This is a genomic window from Saccharopolyspora sp. NPDC050389 (assembly GCF_040655595.1).
Classification (GTDB): Bacteria; Actinomycetota; Actinomycetes; order Mycobacteriales; family Pseudonocardiaceae; genus Saccharopolyspora.
The window spans coordinates 1-19,522 of the sequence record NZ_JBFAKG010000090.1 but is presented as its reverse complement, the minus strand read 5'-3'; the positions used below and the strand labels follow the sequence as shown (position 1 = coordinate 19,522).

Annotated in this window: 16 protein-coding genes; 8 read left to right on the top strand and 8 right to left on the bottom strand. The window is 69.5% G+C overall.

Translation table 11 applies throughout. From position 1 onward, the window contains the following. Positions 1 to 37: 37 nt before the first annotated feature. From AB0I53_RS39250 to AB0I53_RS39230, 5 genes are read right to left on the bottom strand one after another with little or no spacing between them, the layout of a single operon-like run. Complete coding sequence (locus AB0I53_RS39250) at positions 38 to 895, bottom strand: ABC transporter permease (RefSeq protein ID WP_358614121.1); 858 nt, start codon at positions 893 to 895, stop codon at positions 38 to 40. Between the two features lie 4 nt (positions 896 to 899). After that, positions 900 to 1,880 (bottom strand): ABC transporter permease, encoded by a 981-nt coding sequence (locus AB0I53_RS39245; RefSeq protein WP_358614120.1) that lies wholly within the window; start codon positions 1,878 to 1,880, stop codon positions 900 to 902. Beyond that, on the bottom strand, positions 1,877 to 3,385 hold the full coding sequence (locus AB0I53_RS39240) for an ABC transporter substrate-binding protein (RefSeq protein ID WP_358614119.1): 1,509 nt from the start codon (positions 3,383 to 3,385) through the stop codon (positions 1,877 to 1,879). Before AB0I53_RS39240 ends, AB0I53_RS39245 begins: the two co-directional genes overlap by 4 nt. Beyond that, positions 3,382 to 4,365 carry an ABC transporter ATP-binding protein gene (locus AB0I53_RS39235; protein WP_358614118.1) on the bottom strand — a complete coding sequence of 328 codons (984 nt, stop codon included), beginning with the start codon at positions 4,363 to 4,365 and terminating at the stop codon, positions 3,382 to 3,384. The genes AB0I53_RS39240 and AB0I53_RS39235 overlap by 4 nt, the downstream gene beginning before the upstream one ends. Further along, complete coding sequence (locus AB0I53_RS39230) at positions 4,362 to 5,372, bottom strand: ABC transporter ATP-binding protein (protein WP_358614117.1); 1,011 nt, start codon at positions 5,370 to 5,372, stop codon at positions 4,362 to 4,364. The genes AB0I53_RS39235 and AB0I53_RS39230 overlap by 4 nt, the downstream gene beginning before the upstream one ends. Positions 5,373 to 5,497: 125 nt before the next feature. Here AB0I53_RS39230 and AB0I53_RS39225 point away from each other — a divergent pair, with 125 nt between their 5' ends. Continuing rightward, positions 5,498 to 6,118, top strand: coding sequence for a TetR/AcrR family transcriptional regulator (locus AB0I53_RS39225; protein WP_358614116.1), 621 nt, complete (start codon positions 5,498 to 5,500; stop codon positions 6,116 to 6,118). Positions 6,119 to 6,267: 149 nt separating this feature from the next. On the opposite strand, the gene AB0I53_RS39220 is transcribed toward AB0I53_RS39225, so the two are convergent. Continuing rightward, positions 6,268 to 6,705: an ArsI/CadI family heavy metal resistance metalloenzyme gene (locus AB0I53_RS39220; RefSeq protein WP_358614115.1), complete on the bottom strand. Its 438-nt coding sequence runs from the start codon at positions 6,703 to 6,705 to the stop codon at positions 6,268 to 6,270. Positions 6,706 to 6,788: 83 nt separating this feature from the next. Here AB0I53_RS39220 and AB0I53_RS39215 point away from each other — a divergent pair, with 83 nt between their 5' ends. From AB0I53_RS39215 to AB0I53_RS39205, 3 genes are read left to right on the top strand one after another with little or no spacing between them, the layout of a single operon-like run. Next, positions 6,789 to 7,157 (top strand): metalloregulator ArsR/SmtB family transcription factor, encoded by a 369-nt coding sequence (locus tag AB0I53_RS39215; RefSeq protein ID WP_358614114.1) that lies wholly within the window; start codon positions 6,789 to 6,791, stop codon positions 7,155 to 7,157. After that, positions 7,154 to 8,251: an ACR3 family arsenite efflux transporter gene (arsB, locus tag AB0I53_RS39210; RefSeq protein WP_358614113.1), complete on the top strand. Its 1,098-nt coding sequence runs from the start codon at positions 7,154 to 7,156 to the stop codon at positions 8,249 to 8,251. The genes AB0I53_RS39215 and arsB overlap by 4 nt, the downstream gene beginning before the upstream one ends. A gap of 16 nt (positions 8,252 to 8,267) precedes the next feature. After that, positions 8,268 to 8,690 (top strand): arsenate reductase ArsC, encoded by a 423-nt coding sequence (locus AB0I53_RS39205; RefSeq protein ID WP_358614112.1) that lies wholly within the window; start codon positions 8,268 to 8,270, stop codon positions 8,688 to 8,690. A gap of 135 nt (positions 8,691 to 8,825) precedes the next feature. On the opposite strand, the gene AB0I53_RS39200 is transcribed toward AB0I53_RS39205, so the two are convergent. Both AB0I53_RS39200 and AB0I53_RS39195 read right to left on the bottom strand, forming a co-directional pair. After that, entirely contained in the window at positions 8,826 to 9,080 is a 255-nt protein-coding gene (locus AB0I53_RS39200) for a hypothetical protein (RefSeq protein ID WP_358614111.1), read from the bottom strand. A 282-nt stretch (positions 9,081 to 9,362) separates the two neighbouring features. Continuing rightward, entirely contained in the window at positions 9,363 to 10,952 is a 1,590-nt protein-coding gene (locus AB0I53_RS39195) for an FUSC family protein (RefSeq protein WP_358614110.1), read from the bottom strand. Positions 10,953 to 10,988: 36 nt separating this feature from the next. Here AB0I53_RS39195 and AB0I53_RS39190 point away from each other — a divergent pair, with 36 nt between their 5' ends. From AB0I53_RS39190 to AB0I53_RS39175, 4 genes are all read left to right on the top strand, one after another. Then, positions 10,989 to 11,486: a MarR family transcriptional regulator gene (locus tag AB0I53_RS39190; RefSeq protein ID WP_358614109.1), complete on the top strand. Its 498-nt coding sequence runs from the start codon at positions 10,989 to 10,991 to the stop codon at positions 11,484 to 11,486. A gap of 121 nt (positions 11,487 to 11,607) precedes the next feature. Further along, positions 11,608 to 12,921 carry a glycosyltransferase family 87 protein gene (locus AB0I53_RS39185; RefSeq protein ID WP_358614108.1) on the top strand — a complete coding sequence of 438 codons (1,314 nt, stop codon included), beginning with the start codon at positions 11,608 to 11,610 and terminating at the stop codon, positions 12,919 to 12,921. A gap of 459 nt (positions 12,922 to 13,380) precedes the next feature. Then, positions 13,381 to 17,946, top strand: a complete 4,566-nt coding sequence (gene gltB, locus AB0I53_RS39180; RefSeq protein ID WP_358614107.1) for a glutamate synthase large subunit — start codon at positions 13,381 to 13,383, stop codon at positions 17,944 to 17,946. Then, positions 17,939 to 19,390, top strand: a complete 1,452-nt coding sequence (locus AB0I53_RS39175; protein WP_358614106.1) for a glutamate synthase subunit beta — start codon at positions 17,939 to 17,941, stop codon at positions 19,388 to 19,390. Before gltB ends, AB0I53_RS39175 begins: the two co-directional genes overlap by 8 nt. Positions 19,391 to 19,522 lie beyond the last annotated feature (132 nt).

Genomic DNA, 19,522 nt, shown 5'->3' with positions numbered 1-19,522 from the left:
TTGTGCTGCTATAGCGACACAAAGCACGCACGGGTCCCTATCGGTTCCGGCGCGGGTCGAGGGCCTGTTGCGCCACGTCGCCGAGGACGTTGAACGCCAGCGCCGTCGCGGCGATCGCGATGCCGGGCACCAGCATCTGCAGCGGTGCCTGGTAGAGGAACGTGTAGGCGCGGGCCAGCATCGAGCCCCAGCTTGGGTCGGGTGGCTGCACCCCCAGGCCGAGGAAGCTCAGGCTGGCCTCGGCGATCAGCGCGTGCGCCAGCAGCAGGCTGGACTGCACGAGCACCGGCTGGATCGAGTTCGGCACCAGGTGCCGCAGCACGAGGTGCCGGCCCCGGCTGCCGAAGCTGCGCGCCGCCTCGACGTAGGTTTCCGCCTTCACCGCGAGTACCTGCGCGCGCATCAGCCGGGCCACGGATGGCGCGAACACGATGCCGACCGAGATCATCGAGTTGACCAGGCTGGGTTGCAGGGCCGCCGTGATCGCGATCGCGAGGATGATCGCCGGGAACGACAGCAGCGTGTCCACAACGCGCATCACCGCGCTGTCGACGATGCCGCCGAGGTAGCCAGCGGCCAGCCCGAGCGGGATGCCGATCAGCAGCGCCACCCCGACCGCCAGGAAGCTGGCCAGCAGCGACGCCTGCGCGCCGTAGATCAGCCTGCTGAGGACGTCGCGGCCTAGGTCGTCGCTGCCCAGCAGGTATCCGGGCGTGCCCGCCGGGGCGAGGATGGCGTCGAAGTTCTGCGCGTTGGGTTCGTGTGCGGTCACCAGCGGCGCCAGCAGCGCGAGCGCCACCAGCACCACGAGGTAGCCGACGGAGGCCAGGCCGCGCCAGTCCCGCACGACCAGCCACAGCCGGTTCTCCCGGCGCGGTGGGGAAAGCGTGGTCATGGCATCACTCCGAGATACGCGGGTCGATGAACCGGTAGGCCAGGTCGACCACCAGGTTCGTGAGCAGCACCAGCAGCGCGGTCACCAGCACCACGCCCTGGATCACCGGGTAGTCGCGCTGGGTGGTGGCCTCCACGACGAGCGTGCCGAGGCCGGGAATCGCGAACAGCGTCTCCACCACGACGCTCGCGCCGAGCACCCGGCTGACCAGCAGCCCGATGATCGTCGCCAGCGGCAGCCCGGCGTTCTTCAAGGCGTGCTGCCAGACCATCGTCCGATGCGACAGGCCTTTCGCCCGGTGCGTGCGCATGAAGTCCGACCGCAGCACCTCGATCAGCGCGCTGCGCAGTTGGCGGCACACCTCGGCGGCGCCGACCATGCCGAGCGCGATCGCGGGCAGGATCAGGTATTGCACGGTCTGCAGGGGATTTTCGGTGAGGCCGACGAATCCCGTCGCGGGCAACCACTGCAGCTGGATGGCGAAGACCAGCACCAGCACCATGCCGATCCAGAAGTTCGGCACCGCGATGCCCAGCGTCGCCGCGCCGGTGATGGCGGTGTCGGCCGGCCGCCCCTGCCGCAGCGCGGCGGCCACGCCGAGCGGAACGCCCAGGCCGACGGCGACCAGCAGCGCCGCCGCACCGAGCGTCAGCGTGGTGGGAAGTCGTTGCCAGATAAGCGATCCCACGCTCTCGCCGGTGCTCAGCGAGGCGCCGAGATCGCCGGTGATCGCGTGCCGCAGCCAGTCGAGGTACTGCACCGCGAACGGCTGGTCCAGCCCGAGCTGGGCGCGGATCTCGGCCAGCCGCTCCGGCGTGGCGTGCTCCCCGGCGATGGCCTGCGCGGGGTCGCCGGGAATCAGGTGCAGCAGGCCGAACACCACGAACGTCGCCAGCACCAGGGTCGGGACGGCGACCAGGACCCGCCAGCCGATCACGCGCAGCAGCGCGGTGTCCCGGCCCGGTCGCAAAGCCAGCGCGGTCATCTGTCGATCCTCACGGTGGTGAACTTGGGTTTGCCCAGCAAGTTCGGCTCGAAGCCCTGCACGTGCTCGCGGTAGGCGGCGACCGCGGGAGGGAAGATCAGCGGTATGAACAGCGACTGATCGGCGACGATCCCGGCGACCGCGCCCAGCTTCTCCGACCGCTGTGCCAGATCCGGCGTGCTGTTCGCGGCGTTCAGCGCCTCGTCGATGCCGGGCGTGGCGACGTGCCCGGCGTTGTAGTAGCCGCGCTCGGTGAACATCAGCTTGTAGGTCAGGCCCGGATCCGGCCGCCCGGTCCAGGCCGACAGCATCGCCGGGTACTTGCGCTCGTTGAAGAACTCGCTGCTGGCCTGGGTCAGCTCGGTCGGGATCAGGTCGATCTGCACTCCGACCTTGCCGAGCTGGAACTTCAGCACCTCGGCCAGCCGCACGTTGACCGGATCCGGGTAGGTGAGCAGCGGGAACCGAAGGCCATCGGGATGACCGGCGTCGGAGAGCAGGCGCCTGGCCCGGTCGGGGTCGAACGGGTAGGTGGGCACCATGGACTTCGGGAAAGCCCAGTGGTCCGACGGCAGTGGCGTCCAGCCGACCTCGCCCTGCCCGAACTGCGTGACCTTCAGGATCTGCTCGCGGTCGAGCGCCAGGTTCAGTGCCTCGCGGACCCGCTCGTCGCGGAACACCGGCGCGCTCAGGTCGAGGTAGATGATCAGCTGGTACAGCTGCGGGCCGGCGGCGACCTTGGTGCCCTTCGCCGCGCTGAGCAGCCCGACGTCCTGCGGCGGCGGGTTGAACACCATGTCCTGCTGGCCGGAGCGCAGCGCGTTCACCGCGGTCGAGCCGTCCTTCATGATCGTGAAGTCGATGCTGTCCAGGTGCGGCAGCCCGCGCTGCCAGTAGCCGGGGAACCGCTCCACCCGCACCAGCTGGCCGTAGCGCCATTCGGCGAACTTCCACGGCCCGGCGCCGACGGGATTGCGTTCGAAGGCGTCGCCCTCGCGCTCGGCGGCGGTGGGGGAGACGAGCATCCCGGCGCGGTCGGCGAGCGTGAGCAGCAGCGAGCTGTCCGGCCTGGCCAGGTTCAGCCGCACCGTCCGCGCGTCGAGCACGTCGACGCCGGTCACGCTGGCCACATCGGACTTGATGTTCGACTTCGGCCCTTTGGCGCGCTCGATGTTGTACTTCACGGCCTGCGCGTCGACCGGCGTGCCGTCGTGGAACCGCACTTCCGGCCGCAGGTGCAGCACCAGCGCGTTCGGGTCGTCCTGGTTCCAGGACTCGGCCAGGCCCGGCGCGGGCTCCAGCGTCTTCGGGTCGAACGACACCAGGGTGTCGTACATGGTGTAGAGAATGGCGTGGTCCGAACCGGAGTTGCCGCGCTGCGGGTCCAAAGAGGACGGATTCGACCGCCACGCCACCCGCAGGTGCTGGCCGCCTTCGGCGGCCCCGCTGCCGCACGCGGTCAGCGCGAGCAGCAAGATCCAGACCACTGCGGCGATGCGCTTCACGCCTGGCCTCCTTCGACGCCGCGCAGCGGCAGGGATTCGGGGAAGTGGCACGCGGACCAGCGGCCCGGCTCGACCTCCCGCCACTTCGGGACCTCCTCGGCGCACCGCTGCTCCGCGTAGCGGCACCGGGTGCGGAACCGGCAGCCCGACGGCGGGTCGACCGGGCTCGGGATGTCGCCTTCGAGCACGATCCGGTCCCGCTGCTGGGCGTCGATCCGCGGCTGCGCCGAGACCAGCGCCTCGGTGTAGGGGTGCAGCGGCCGCTCCACCACCTCGTCCACCGGGCCGAGCTCCATCAGCCGCCCCAGGTACATCACCGCGACCCGGTTGGCGATGTTCGAGACCACCGCCAGGTCGTGCGTGATGAACAGGTAGGACAGCCCGAGTTCGGCCTGCAACCGGCGCAGCAGGTCGAGGATCTCCGCCTGCAGCGCCACGTCCAGCGCCGACACCGGTTCGTCGCAGACCACGAGCGCGGGATCCAGGACGAGCGCGCGGGCGATGTTCACCCGCTGCTTCTGGCCGCCGGAGAGTTCGTGCGGGTAGCGCTCGCCGTGCTCGGCCGACAGGCCGACCGACTCCAGCGCCGCGAGCGCGCGGGTCCGGCGCTCGGTGCGATTTCCCTTGCCCTGCACCACGAGCGGCTCTTCGACGCTGGACACGATGCGCATCCGCGGGTCCAGCGACGCGTTCGGATCCTGGAACACCATCTGCAACCGGGTCAGCGCCTCGCGCCTGGCCCGGCCGCGCAGCGTCGCCAGGTCCGCTCCCGCGAGGTGCACCTCGCCGCCGGTGGGGCGCACCAGTTGCAGCAGCGCGCGGCTCAGCGTGGACTTGCCGGAGCCCGATTCGCCGATCAAGCCCAGTGTTTCGCCTTCGCGCAGCGCGAAGGAAACCCCGTCGACGGCGCGCACCCGCTCGTTCTTGCGCTTGGTCGCGAACGACACCGTTAGGCCTTCTACCTGCAGTAACTCGCTCACCGGGCGACTCCTGGCAGCGTCAGTTCGGTGGTGCGGCCGCAGCGCACCGTGCGCGCGCCGGCGACCGGGAGCAGCTCGGGGCGGTGGTCCCGGCAGTCGTCGGTGGTGAAGTCGCAGCGCGGGTGGAAGACGCATCCCGGCGGCGGGGCGTCCGGCGGTGGCACCCGGCCCGGGATCGCCTTGAGCTCGGCGTGGCGGGCCTCGATCCGCGGAATCGCCTGCAGCAGCCGCGAGGTGTAGGGGTGCCGGGGCGCGCGGAGCACGTCGGAAACCGGCCCGCTCTCGACCGTTTCGCCCGCGTAGAGGGTGACCATCCGGTCGCAGAGCTCGGCGACGACGCCGAGGTCGTGGGTGATGAACAGGACCGCGGTGCCGTGCTGCCGCGTCAGATCTCGCAGCAGTTCGAGGATCTGGGCCTGGATCGTCACGTCCACGGCGGTGGTGGGTTCGTCGGCGATCAGCAGCCACGGGCGGCAGATCAGCGCGATCGCGATCATCACGCGCTGCCGCATCCCGCCGGAGAGCTGGTGCGGGTACTCGCCGAAGCGCCGCTCCGGCAACGGGATTCCGACGGCTTCGAGCATCTCGACCGCGGCCTTGCGGGCCGCCTGCTTGCCCATGCCGCGATGCGCCAGGAGGCATTCCGTGAGCTGGTGACCGACGGTGAACACCGGGTCCAGCGCGCTCATCGGCTCCTGGAACACCATGCCGAGTTCGCTGCCGCGCAGCCGCTGCCGCTCCCGCTGCGAGAGGCGGAGCAGATCGGTGCCGGCGAAGCGGATCCGGCCGTCTATCACCGCCGGTGGTGTGGGCAGCAGGCCCATCACGGCGAGCGCGGTCAGCGACTTGCCGCTGCCGCTTTCGCCCGCCATGCCGAGGATCTCGCCGGCACCGACGTAGAAGGACACGTCGCGCACGGCGGTGGTGCGGGATTTCCTGCTGCGGAAGGAGATGCTCAGGTGCTCGACTTCCAGCACCCGATCCGAGGATTTGCGGGGGAGTGTCAACGCTGGCCTCCCGAGAGTGTGTGACGTCGGGCACTCTAAGCTGTATGTAAAACTGACGTCAATATCAGTTTTTTTGATTTGCGCTAAGTTGGCGCATCTCTGTACCGAGTCACCAGGAGGTAGCGGTGGCCGTTGAGCGGCTGCAACCGGTAGCCAGCCCGAAGACGCCGAAGGGGCGCGGCTCGAAGGAATCACTGCTGCGCGCAGCGCGCACCGTGTTCGGCCGGTCGGGCTTCGCGGCGTCGCGCGTGGCGGACATCGCGGCCGAGGCGGGCATGTCCAACGGCGCGTTCTACCGGTACTACACGGACAAGCGCGAAGCGCTGGTCGAGCTGATGACGGAGTTGCTGGAAGGCCTCTTCGACCAGTCGCGCGCCCGGTGGAACCCGGCGGACGCGGTGGAGTCGGTGGTGATCAGCACGGAGCGCTACTTCCGGTACTACGAGGACAACGCGGACCTGTTCCGGGTGCTGCACGAGACGGCGCAGACGGACCCGGAGATCGAGGTGATGCAGGCCGAGAGCCGGCGCACGTTCCACGACCGGATCACGCGGATGGCCCGCAAGGGCATCGAGCGGGGTCTGATCCGCGCCAGCCTCGACCCGGAGCTCAGCGCGGCGTTCCTGGGCGGCATGACGGAGCACTACGCCTACACGCGCTTCGTCCTCCACCGCTACCCGGAACGCGAGGTCCACGAGGTGAGCCGCGAACTGGCGAACTTCTGGGCCCACGGCGCCCTGGCCTGACGCCGCGAGGGCCTGCTGGGCCGCGGTCGATTCGGCGCCGACAGAAGTTGTCAGCGGACCGAATTGGGCTCGGTCAGGGCGCTTTCCGGGCTGTATCGAACCGCGTGGAAAGTGGGGCGGGGCTGCCGCTGGGAAGGCTGCGCCTCGGATCAGGCGTCGACCGCTGTCGTGTCGTTCTCGCCGGTGCAGCACTGCGCCTCGGCGGCCGCGTTGAAGGTGGCGGAGTCGGCCTTGACGACGTAGACCTCCCAGGGTTCGCGGCCGGGGCCGTGTACCCAGACCTTGTCCTGGCGGGCGTAGCAGCAGGTGGTGTCTTCCTCGACTTCGGTGAACAGGCCGAGTGTCTTGAGTCGCTCGGTGGCGTCGTCGACCTGCTCGGTGCTGTCGACCTCGACGCCGAGGTGGTCCATCACCGTGTCCTGGCCCGGCTCGCCCTCCAGCAGCACGAGCTTGAGCGGCGGTTCGGCGATGGCGAAGTTGGCGTAGCCCGGCCGTCGTTTGGCCGGTTCGGCGCCGAAGAGCTTGGCGTAGAACGCGATCGATCCTTCGAGGTCGCCGACCCGAAGGGCGAGCTGCATGCGAGACATCTCATCTCCTTGCTTAGATATTCATCTAATCAGATGGCGACCGTAGCTTGCTCCCTTGTTGTGACGTCTGTCAAGATAGACGCATGTCGAAACAAGAGTCGCTGGCCGAGGACGCCGCCCTGTGCTGCTCGCCGGTGATGCGGGAGCCGCTGAGCGCGGAGCAGTCGGCCGAGCTGGCTCGGGTGTTCAAGGCGATCGGTGAGCCGGTGCGGCTTCGGCTGCTGTCGCTGATCGCCTCGCACGCGGGCGGCGAGGCGTGCGTGTGCGATCTGACCGGGGCGTTCGAGCTGTCCGGGCCGACGATCTCCCACCACCTCAAGGTTCTGCGCGAGGCCGGGGTCATCGAGGGCGAACGACGCGGGACCTGGATCTACTACCGCGTGCGCCCCGAGACGCTGAGCGCCGTCTCGGCCATGCTGATGCCTGCCGACGCCGGGGCGGTCACCGCATGACACGGGCAGCCGACACACCGGTGGTCGCGCGCTTGTCGACGCTGGACCGGCTGCTGCCGGTGTGGATCGGCGCCGCGATGGTGGCCGGCCTGCTGGCCGGGCGGTGGATCCCCGGCCTCGGCTGGGCTCTGGACGCGGTGCAGGTCGACGGCATCTCGCTGCCGATCGCGCTGGGCCTGCTGGTGATGATGTATCCGGTGCTGGCCAAGGTCCGCTACGACCGGCTGGACGCCGTCACCGGCGACAAGCGGCTCATGGTCTCCTCGCTGGTGCTCAACTGGGTTCTCGGCCCGGCGCTGATGTTCGCGCTGGCATGGGTGTTCCTGCCCGACCTGCCCGAGTACCGCACCGGGTTGATCATCGTGGGGCTCGCCCGCTGCATCGCCATGGTGATCATCTGGAACGACCTGGCCTGCGGCGACCGGGAAGCCGCGGCCGTGCTGGTGGCGCTGAACTCCGTGTTCCAGGTGATCGCGTTCGCCGGCCTCGGCTGGTTCTACCTGTCGGTGCTGCCAGGCTGGCTCGGCCTGCCACAGGTCGGGCTGGATGTCTCGGCGTGGCAGATCGCCAAGTCCGTCCTGATCTTCCTCGGCATCCCGCTGATCGCCGGGTACCTGACCCGCAAACTCGGCGAACGCGCCAGGGGACGGCACTGGTACGAAACCCGGTTCCTGCCCAAGATCGGCCCGGTCGCGCTCTACGGACTGCTGTTCACCATCGTGATCCTCTTCGCCCTGCAAGGCGACCAGATCACGAGTCGGCCGGTCGACGTCGTGCGCATCGCCGTGCCGCTGCTGGCCTACTTCGCGATCATGTGGGCTGGTTCCTTCGCGCTCGGCAAGGCCATCGGGCTGAACTACGAGCGATCGGTGACGTTGTCGTTCACCGCAGCGGGCAACAACTTCGAACTCGCCATCGCGGTGGCCATTGCTACCTTCGGCGTCACCAGCGGACAAGCACTCGCGGGGGTCGTCGGCCCGCTCATCGAAGTGCCCGTGCTGGTCGCCCTGGTCTACGTCTCCCTGGCCGCCCGCCGCTGGTTCGCCACGCCCGCCGCCCCGGTCGAAACCGAGCGCGCCCGCACCGCCTCTTGAGCATCCTGGAGCGATCGTGTCCCGCACCCCCGAAGTCCTGTTCGTCTGCGTGCACAACGCCGGACGTTCCCAGATGGCCGCCGCCCTCCTGCAGCACCACGCCCAAGGCAAGGTGGCCGTGCGCTCGGCCGGATCCGCACCAGCCGAGACGGTCAACCCTGCCGTCCTGACCGTCATGAGCGAGCTCGGCCTGGATTTGTCGAACGAAGTCCCCAAGAAGCTGACCACCGACGCCGTCGACGCCGCCGATGTGGTGATCACCATGGGCTGCGGCGACGCCTGCCCCGTCTTCCCCGGCAAGCGCTACCTGGACTGGGAACTCACCGACCCCGCCGGAAAGAGCGTCGACGAAGTCCGCCAAGTCCGTGACGACATCGAACGGCGCGTCCTCGACCTGCTGGCCGAGTTGATTCCCGGAACGGAGCCGGTCGACCGGTGAACGCCAACATCGCTGGCCGGTTCATTGCAGTGCGGGGCGGTGTGTAGCACGCGGACTCCCGGCTACCGGCCAGAAGTGCCCTTCGCTCGCAAGGCTTCCCGCAGAGCAACCTTGGCAGCCTCCCAACCGTCCTGATCAAGGAACCGCTTCGAGGAGGTCAGGTTTGTGCGGACGTTGGTATGCCATCGCGCTGAGTTCGCTGCTCGCGTTCTCGATCGCAGGTTGTGGCAGCGCGGCGAACTCGCAGGACGCCTTGAAGAAAGCCGACGGTGACGCAGAGGCGACACTTCGGGCAATGCCCATCGGTGCAGCCGAGTTCTCCCGGTCGGAGTCGGTCGGCATTTCCAAGTGCGAGAGCGGTGACGGTCGGTCGTCTTCGACCAGTGTCACTTACACGGCGTACAACCCTTCGCCCGACGAGGTCCACCGCGTCCTCGACGCTGCCGAGGCGTACTGGAGAACTCGCTCGGAGACGGTGGCGCGAACGGGAGATTGGTCGGTGAACGTTCACCTGGAAGACGGCGGGATCTTCAGTCCCGCCTACGAAGTCAGCGTCGTTCACGACGACTTCGCCGGATACCTCCGCGTGCACGCGGGCTACCTCTGCGTGCAGTAGCCGAAGCGTTGGGTGTGGCGCGATCGTTGAACAGGCGCCTGTCGTGGTTGGGGTTGCTACGACAACCCGAAGTGCACGCGAGCCGGAGCTGTCGCCGCCAGGAGCTCGTAGGCCTTGTGCTCGGTGTCGAGGACCTCTCGGGTTCGGGCGTTCCGGTGCCAGAGTTCGCCTTCGGCGACCGCGTGGGCGTTGCGGAGTGCGAAGAGGGAGCGCGTCAGGCGGGACCGGACATCGTCCACAGTGGTCTCTTGGCGTGAAACGGCCTCGCGGAAGGACTCCTGGGCACGGCGGCACTCGGCGATCGCCGCTTCGAGGCGGCGGGTGGTTTGGCGGTTGATCAGCAGGAGGCTCACGGCCGCCGCGATCAGCGCGCCGAGGACCGTGGTTCCGATCCGCTCGGCGACCAGGGTGTTGTGCGCCGCCGGGTTGCCGAGCGAGCCGAGGCCGAGGGCCAGGGGAGTCACGAACATCAGGCCCAGGGCGTAGTTGGCCTGCACCACGAGTTCGGCGGCCAGCTGGCAGATCACCACCAGGACGAGGATCGCCATCGGGCCCGGGTGGAAGCCGAACATCACCAGCGCCAGCAGGGCACCGGCGATGGTCCCGGTCGTGCGCTGCACCGTGCGGTGCCAGGTGCTCGTCGCGGTCGCCGACTGCAGCACCGCGCTGGCCGACACGATCGCCCAGTACTCGTGGCCGAGGCCCAACGCGTTGGTGATCAGCCCGGCGAGCAGGCACGCCACCACCATTCGCCCGGCGCCGGGCAGGAACGGCGCGATCCGCCGCGGCAGGGGAGCGGGGCGCAGATCCGGTTGAACCTGCGGCTGCGCGGTGCGGACGGCGGGTATCCGGCCGCGGTGGATCTTCCGGGACAGCGCGCGGAGCTCGGCGGCGGCGTCGGCCGGGTGGTGGAGCAGGATCTCCGCGTGGGCCAGGTGGGCGCGGATGCGGGCGAACGTGCCGCGGTGGGGCTTGCCGCGCAGCGCCGCCGACGCCCGGTGCACTGCGAGGTGCGCGCGGTGGCGGGTGGCGTGGTTCGGGGTTTCGAGGTGGTCCGCGACGGCGGCGAGGGCGCGGGCGGCGGCCACCCGGTGCGGCCCTGTCGGGTGCAACAGGCTGCCGAGCAGGCTCAGCGCCACCGACAACACCGCGGACGCGGCGGTGACCCCGACGTGCAGGCCGATGGTGGACCAGCCGTGCGAGGCGTACGCGGCCGCGCCGGCCGCGAAGACGAACATCAGGCCGCCCGGCGGGCCGAAGTCGAGCACGTCCGACGCCAGCTTCCCCAGCGCCGCGATGGCGGTGAGCACCACGACCCCGGCCAGCGGGTGGTCCGTCGCGGCGGCGATCATCGTTGCCGCCGCCACGCTCGCGACCAAGGCCAGCGCGATCAGCGACAGCAGGCGCGCCCGGCGGGACCACGTGTCGACCCGGCAGTACAGCGACGTGAAGGCGCCGAACGCGGCGAAGGGGACGAGATCGATGCGGTCCAGGGCCACCAGCGCGACTATCGGCGTGGCGAACGACACGCCGACGCGCGCCGCGGGAACCACCACGCCGCCGACCGTCCAGTTGCACCGCAGCGCCTCGCGGGTGCGCAGGGTTCGGCGGAGGCGGGAGAGAGCGGCGTGAGGAAAGACGTTCACTAGTAAAATATTACCAGATGATTTACTCGTGAAGGAGTGACGTTGGGCGACGTGGTCGGACGGATCAGCGCGCAATGGCGCGAGCAGCGCCCGGACCTGGACGTGTCCCCGATCGACGTGATCGGCAGGGTGCGGCGGCTGGGTGCGCTGACCAACCAGCTCGACGAGTCCGCGTTCGCCGACGCCGGGCTGTCGCGGATGGAGTTCGAGGTGCTCAGCGCGCTGCGGCGGGCCGGCGGCGGGCTGCGGCCCAGCCAGCTCACCAAGGAGACGCTGTCCTCCGGCGCGGCCACCACCAAGCGGCTGGCCCGGCTGGAGGCCGAGGGGCTGATCACCCGCACCTCGTCCCGGCGCGACCGGCGGGAGATCGACGTGCGGCTCACCGAACGCGGGCTGGAGCTGATCGACCGGCTGTTCCCGGCGCAGCTGGAGCGCGAACGCGACCTGCTCGCGCCGCTGGCCGCCGAAGAACGGGAGAAACTGGGCGAACTGCTGGCCAAGGTGCTGGAGTCACTGGACGGAACCGCGCGGTGACCCGCTGTCCAGCGGCGAGGCGCGTGCCGGTGCCTGATCTCGGTGGGTTAAAGTTCTTCGGTTCATCACGGGTGTTTCCCGCGACCTGGCGAACTCGGCGTGATCGTTCGATCACGAAACGGTGGTCGACGTCGGTCGCCTGATCGAGAGGACCCAGTTGGCCACGGTGCAGTTCGAGTCCGGCCGTGCTGTCCTGAATCTCGGCGGCCTGCCGGACCGGCTTCGGGGAATCGTCGTGAACCACTCCCGCGCCGTCTTCGCGGTCTCGGTGCCGCTGCTGATCGCGTCCTTCGCGCTGCTGGTGCTGATGGGGCGGGCTGGGCTGACCCAGGGTTCCGGCATCGACTACCAGGTGTACCGCTGGGCGGTGCACACCTGGTTGGCCGGCGGCGACATCATGAACACGGCCCCGACCGTAAGCATCGGCCGGGTGCTGCCCTGGGTTTACCCGCCGTTCGCGCTGCTGCCGCTGCTGCCGTTCGCGCTGCTGCCGTTCGTCGCCGGGCTGGTCGCGCTCTACGTCGTGGACCTGCTCGCCATCGGCTCGGCGCTGTACCTGGTCACCCGCCACATGTGGCCGGTGGTCGGCAAGCGCGGCGCGCTCGCGGTGGCGATGGCGCTGCTGCCCTGGACGCTGTTCCTGGAACCGGTGTTCGCCTCGTTCGGGCTGGGCCAGATCAACATCGCGCTGATGGGGCTGGTCATCGTCGACTGCCTGGCGCCCAATCCGCGCTGGCCGCGCGGCATGCTGATCGGCATCGCCGCGGCGATCAAGCTCACTCCCGCGGCCTTCCTGCTGTTCTTCCTGTTCCGCAAGGACTTCCGCGCCGTCGGCACCGCGGTGGCGACGGCCGTCCTCGGCACCCTGGCGGGCTTCGCGCTGAACTACCAGGCCGCCGTGGAGTACTGGTTCGGAAAGGGCCCGGCGCACGGCGTCAGCGGCTCCGCCTTCCACACCAACCAGTCGATCATGGGCGGACTGGCCCGGCTGGAACTCGCTCCGGTGGCGCAGAACGGGATGTGGCTGGTGCTTTCGCTGGCCTGCACGGCCGTCGTGGCCTTCGCGATCCGCCGGACCGAGCCGGTGCTCGCCGTGACCGCCAACGGCCTGCTCGCGCTGCTGGTGTCGCCCACGTCGTGGTCGGATCACTGGGTCTGGTGCGCGCCGGGGCTGCTGGTGCTGCTCGGCTACGCCGTTCGGCTGCGCAGCCCGGGCTGGCTGCTCGCTGCCGGGGTGACGCTGCTGACCGTGCTCGTCTCGTCGTTCCGGATGCTGCCCACCGGCCCGCCGTGGACGCCGCTGCAGCACCTGTTCGGCAATCCCTACCTGCTTCTCGGATTTGCACTTCTTGCGCTTCTCGGTCGTTTTGCCCGAAATCGCCCGCGGCTGACTGGGCCGGAAGAACCACTCGCTACGGCCGCGATCAGGAGTTGAGCCGGCGTCCGGCTCGACATTGGACGGTCTGCGGTGACGAACTCGTTGGCAATCGGGTGAGTCTGCCATGGTGCACGCGGAGTGTGCGGTCGAACACGGTAAACGCTTGTTCTGAACCGAATCCGAACTCGTAGTGCGGCGATTCGGTGGTGCGCAAGAAGATCGTGAACAATGCCACTCGGGGCGTCGAACAGTCGCGTATGGACATTGTCGTGGTGCAGAATTCCCGAGCCCGCCGGGTTTGTGACAACGCTGTCCCAATGGCTGGGAGCTCCGTCATCTCCGTTTAACTTCGTGTTACTCAGCGGTAGCTTTCCGGCCGCTCGCTATGTAGAGTGCCTCAAACTGACCAAGAGTGCAACGGCGCATCCTTTTGTCAGTGCCCCCAAAGGCTCTTGCGGGATCGCAGTGGGTGAGTCATGCCCTGCTGCGACCCGCGGCCTGACGACGGGAGGTCTGATGCCCCAATCCCACCATGCAAGAAAATTGGCGCAGCGCAGCGCCGCTGCCCAGGGTCTTTACGACCCGGCCTACGAACATGACGCGTGCGGTGTCGCATTCGTCGCCGACCTGCGAGGTCGGCGCAGCCACGACCTGGTTGCCAAAGCGCTGACGGCGCTGCGCAACCTGGAGCACCGCGGCGCCAAGGGCGCCGACCCGGACACCGGGGACGGCGTCGGGCTGCTGACCCAGCTCCCGGACGAGTTCTTCCGCGCCGTCGTACCGTTCGACCTGCCCGAACGCGGCGGCTATGCGGTGGGCACTGCGTTCCTGCCCGCCGACGAAGGCGAAGCGGAGCAAACCGCGGCGAACATCGAGCGGATCGTGGCCGAGGAGGGCCTGCGACTGCTCGGCTGGCGCGAACTTCCGGTGGAGCCCAGCTGCGCCGGCAGTTCGGCGCGCGAGACGATGCCGAGCTTCCGCCAGCTCTTCCTCGGCCACGGCACCGATGCCGCGCACGGCGAGACGGCGCTGGAGTTCGAGCGGCGCGCGTTCTGCGTCCGCAAGCGGGCCGAGCACGAAGCCGACGTGTACTTCCCGAGCCTGTCGGCGCGCACCATCGTCTACAAGGGGATGCTGACCGAAGCGCAGCTCGGCGCGTTCTACCCCGACCTGCACGACGAGCGGTTCGCCAGCGCGATCGGCCTGGTGCACAGCCGGTTCTCCACCAACACGTTCCCGTCCTGGCCGCTGGCGCACCCGTACCGGTTCATCGCGCACAACGGTGAGATCAACACGCTCAAGGGCAACCGCAACTGGATGCGGACCCGCGAGAGCATGCTGGCCACCGACCTGATCCCCGGTGACCTGCAGCGGCTCTACCCGATCGCGACGCCGGACGCCAGCGACTCGGCGACCTTCGACGAGGTGCTGGAACTCCTGCACCTGGGCGGCCGGTCGCTGCCGCACGCGGTGCTGATGATGATCCCCGAGGCGTGGGAGAACCACGCCGAGATGGACCCGGCCCGCCGCGCGTTCTACGAGTTCCACAACTACCTGATGGAACCCTGGGACGGCCCCGCGCTGGTGGCGTTCACCGACGGCACCCAGATCGGTGCGGTGCTCGACCGCAACGGGCTGCGACCGGGGCGCTACTGGGTCACCGAGGACGGGCTCGTGGTGCTGGCCAGCGAGGTCGGCGTGCTGGAGGTCGACGCGGACAAGGTCGTCCGCAAGGGTCGCCTGCAGCCGGGCCGGATGTTCCTGGTCGACACAGACAAGGGCCGCATCATCGACGACGACGAGATCAAGGGCGAACTCGCCGCCGAGTTCCCGTACCAGGAGTGGCTGGACGGGGGCGTGGTGCACCTGGCGGACCTGCCGGACCGCGAACGCGAGCTGCCCTCGCACGACTCGCTGGTGCACCGGCAGCAGGTCTTCGGCTATTCGCAGGAAGAGCTGGGCGTCCTGCTCAAGCCGATGGCCAGCACCGGCGCCGAGCCGATCGGCTCGATGGGCAACGACGTGCCCTTCGCCGCGTTCTCCGAGCGGCCGCGGCAGCTGTTCGACTACTTCACGCAGCTGTTCGCGCAGGTCACCAACCCGCCGCTGGACGCGATCCGGGAAGAGCTGGTCACCTCGCTGCGCACCCACGTCGGGCCGGAGCACAACCTGCTCGACCACGACCCGCAGGCCTGCCGCAATCTGGCGCTGCCGTTCCCGGTGCTGGACAACGACGAGCTCGCCAAGATCGTGCACCTCAACGACGACGGCGACCGCCCGGGCCTGAAGCCCGCGGTGATCGACGCGACCTTCCACGTCGCCGGCGGCGGCGAGGCGCTGCGCACGCGGCTCGACGAGATCTGCGAAGAGGTCTCGGCCGCCGTCGCGAGCGGGGCGCACGTGCTGGTGCTCTCGGACCGCTCGGCGGACGCCGAGCACGCGCCGATCCCGTCGTTGCTGACGACCGGCACCGTGCACCACCACCTGGTGCGCGAGAAGAAGCGCACCCAGGTGGGCCTGATCGTCGAAGCCGGCGACGTCCGGGAAGTGCACCATGTCGCTCTTCTCATCGGTTACGGCGCCGCTGCCGTTAACCCGTATGTGGCGATGGCCACCGTCGAAGATCTGGTGCGCGGCGGCGTGATCAAGGGCGTGGACGCCAAGCAGGCCACCGCGAACCTCATCAAGGCGCTGGGCAAGGGCGTCCGCAAGACCATGTCCAAGATGGGCGTGTCCACTGTGGCCTCCTACACGGGCGCGCAGATCTTCGAGGCCATCGGCCTCGGCGACGAGGTCGTGCGGCAGTGCTTCACCGGCACCACCTCGCGGCTCGGCGGCGTCGGATTCGACGTGCTGGCCGAGGAAGTCGCCGACCGGCACCGGCGGGCCTACCCCTCCGACGGTGTCTTGGCCCCGCACCGGACGCTGCAGGTCGGCGGCGAGTACCAGTGGCGGCGCGAAGGCGAGCCGCACCTGTTCAACCCGCAGACGGTGTTCAAGCTCCAGCACTCCACCCGCAGCGGCCGCTACGAGGTGTTCAAGGAGTACACCCGGGCCGTCGACGACCAGTCGCGGGAACTGATGACCCTGCGCGGGCTGTTCAAGTTCCGCGAGGGCGAGCGCAAGCCGGTGCCGATCGACGAGGTCGAGTCGGTGTCGTCGATCGTCAAGCGGTTCGCCACCGGCGCCATCTCCTACGGGTCGATCTCGCAGGAGATGCACGAGGTGCTGGCCATCGCGATGAACCGGTTGGGCGGCAAGTCCAACACCGGCGAGGGCGGCGAGGACGCCGAGCGGTTCACCCCGGACGCCAGCGGCGATTCGCGGCGCTCGGCGATCAAGCAGGTCGCCAGCGGCCGGTTCGGCGTGACCAGCGAATACCTGGTCAACTCCGACGACATCCAGATCAAGATGGCGCAGGGCGCGAAGCCCGGCGAGGGTGGGCAGCTGCCCGGCCACAAGGTGTACCCGTGGGTGGCCAAGACGCGGCACTCCACGCCGGGCGTGGGGCTGATCTCGCCGCCGCCGCACCACGACATCTACTCGATCGAGGACCTGGCGCAGCTGATCCACGACCTGAAGAACGCCAACCCCAGGGCGCGGATCCACGTCAAGCTGGTGTCCGAGGTCGGCGTCGGCACGGTCGCCGCGGGCGTGTCCAAGGCACACGCCGACGTGGTGCTGATCTCCGGTCACGACGGCGGCACCGGTGCTTCGCCGCTGTCGTCGATCAAGCACGCCGGCGGTCCGTGGGAGCTCGGGCTGGCCGAGACGCAGCAGACGCTGCTGGCCAACGACCTGCGCGACCGGATCGTGGTGCAGACCGACGGCCAGCTCAAGACCGGGCGCGACGTGGTGATCGCGGCCCTGCTCGGGGCCGAGGAGTACGGATTCGCCACTGCGCCGCTGGTGGTTTCCGGCTGCATCATGATGCGGGTCTGCCACCTCGACACCTGCCCGGTGGGCGTGGCGACGCAGAACCCGCAGCTGCGCGAGAAGTTCACCGGCAAGGCCGAATACGTGGTGAACTTCTTCGAGTTCATCGCGCAGGAAGTGCGGGAATACCTGGCGGAGCTGGGATTCCGGTCGCTGGCCGAGGCGATCGGGCAGGCCGGCCTGATCGACACCTCCGAGGCCGTGCGGCACTGGAAGACCCAGGGCCTCGACCTCACGCCGATCACGCACGTGCCGGAACTGCCGCGCGGCGCCGCGCGGCACCAGACCACCGAGCAGGACCACGGTCTGGAGAAGGCGCTGGACAACACGCTGATCCAGCTGTGCGAAGGGGCGCTGAAGGAAGGCAACCCGGTGCGGCTGGACATGCCGGTGCGCAACGTCAACCGCACGGTCGGCACCATGCTCGGCTCGGAGCTGACGCGGCGGTGGGGCGGCGAAGGCCTGCCGGACGACACCATCGACGTGACGTTCACCGGCTCGGCCGGGCAGTCCTTCGGCGCGTTCGTGCCGCGCGGCATCACCCTGCGGCTGCAGGGCGACGCCAACGACTACGTCGGAAAGGGCTTGTCCGGCGGGCGAATCGTGGTTCGCCCGGACGCGTCCGCGCCGTTCGCGGCCGAGCAGAACATCATCGCGGGCAACGTGCTGCTCTACGGTGCGACCGGCGGCGAGCTGTTCGTGCGCGGCGTCGTCGGCGAGCGGTTCTGCGTGCGCAACTCCGGCGCAGTGGCCGTCGTCGAAGGCGTCGGCGACCACGGTTGCGAGTACATGACCGGTGGTCGCGTGGTGATCCTCGGCGAGACCGGGCGCAACTTCGCGGCCGGCATGTCCGGCGGTGTCGCGTACCTGCTGGACCTGGACGCCAGGCGGATCAACCCCGAGATGGTGGACCTGGATCCGCTGGACGACGCCGACCGCGAGTTCCTGCACGACCGGGTGCGGCGGCACTACGAGCAGACCGAGTCGGCGGTGGCGCGTGAGCTGCTCGCCGACTGGGACACCGCGGTCGAGCGCTTCGGCAAGGTCATGCCGAGGGACTTCAAGCGGGTGCTCGCCGCCCGGACCGCCGCCGAACGCGACGGGCGCGACGTCAACGAGGCGATCATGGAGGCCGCACATGGCTGATCCCAAGGGGTTCATGACGACGCCGCGGGAAACGCCGCGGCGTCGCCCGGTGGACGTGCGCATCAAGGACTGGCGCGAGGTCTACCTGGAGTTCGAACAGCCCAAGCTGCAGAAGCAGGCCGGCCGCTGCATGGACTGCGGGATCCCGTTCTGCCACCAGGGTTGCCCGCTGGGCAACCTGATCCCGGAGTGGAACGACCTGGCGTGGCGGGACGACTGGCAGGAGGCCGCGGAGCGGCTGCACGCCACGAACAACTTCCCGGAGTTCACCGGGACGTTGTGCCCGGCGCCGTGCGAAGCGGCGTGCGTGGTCGGCATCAACGCCGACCCCGTCAGCATCAAGCAGGTCGAGATCACCATCATCGACAAGGCCTGGGAGGCCGGCCACGTCCGCCCGCAGCTGCCGCGCGCCAGCACGGGCAAGAAGGTGGCCGTGGTCGGCTCCGGGCCCGCCGGGCTCGCCGCCGCGCAGCAACTGACCCGCGTGGGCCACAGCGTTGTGGTCTACGAGCGGGCGGACCGCGTCGGCGGGCTGCTGCGCTACGGCATCCCGGAGTTCAAGATGGAGAAGCAGCGGCTGGACCGGCGGCTCGGCCAGATGCGGGCCGAGGGCACCGAATTCCGCACTGGCGTGAACGTCGGCGTGGACGTCACGGTGGAGCAGCTGCGCGACGACTACGACGCGGTGGTCCTCGCCGGCGGTGCTACGCAGGCGCGAGACCTGCCGGCGCCGGGGCGCGAGCTGGACGGCGTGCACCAGGCGATGGAGTACCTGCCGCTGGCCAACAAGGTGCAGGAGGGCGACCTCACGCGCTCGCCGATCCACGCCGAGGGCAAGCACGTGGTCGTCATCGGCGGCGGTGACACGGGCGCGGACTGCGTCGGCACGGCGCACCGGCAGGGCGCGGCTTCGGTGACGCAGCTGGAGATCATGCCGACGCCGCCGGCGTCGCGCTCCGAGGCGCACCCGTGGCCGACCTACCCGATGATCTACCGGGTCTCCTCGGCGCACGAGGAAGGCGGGGAGCGCCTGTTCTCGGTCAACACCCAGGAGTTCCTGGGCGACGACCAGGGGCAGGTGCGAGCGCTGCGGCTGGTGGAGGTGCGGCGCACCGACAACGGCTTCGAGCCGGTCGAGGGCACCGAGCGCGAGCTGCCGGCGCAGCTGGTGCTGCTCGCGATGGGCTTCGTCGGCCCGGAACGAGCAGGCCTCCTGGACGATCTGGGCGTATCCCTGGACGCCCGCGGCAACGTCGCTCGCGACGAGAACTTCATGTCCAGTGTGGACGGAGTCTTCTCGGCGGGAGACATGGGCCGGGGCCAGTCCCTGATCGTCTGGGCGATCGCCGAAGGCCGCTCCGCGGCGGCGGGAGTCGACCGCTACCTGGCGGGCCGCAAGATCCTGCCGGCGCCGATCGCACCGACCGACCGCCCGATGGTCTGATCGAAGTCACCGCAAGACGCGGGGCGCCCTCGGCCAGCTGAAGTGGGCCCCGGAAGTTGGACTCGGTAATTGAGAGTCTAGGCAGCGAGGGCCTGGGCCCGGTATTGCACCGGGCTCAGGCCCTCGCAGTGT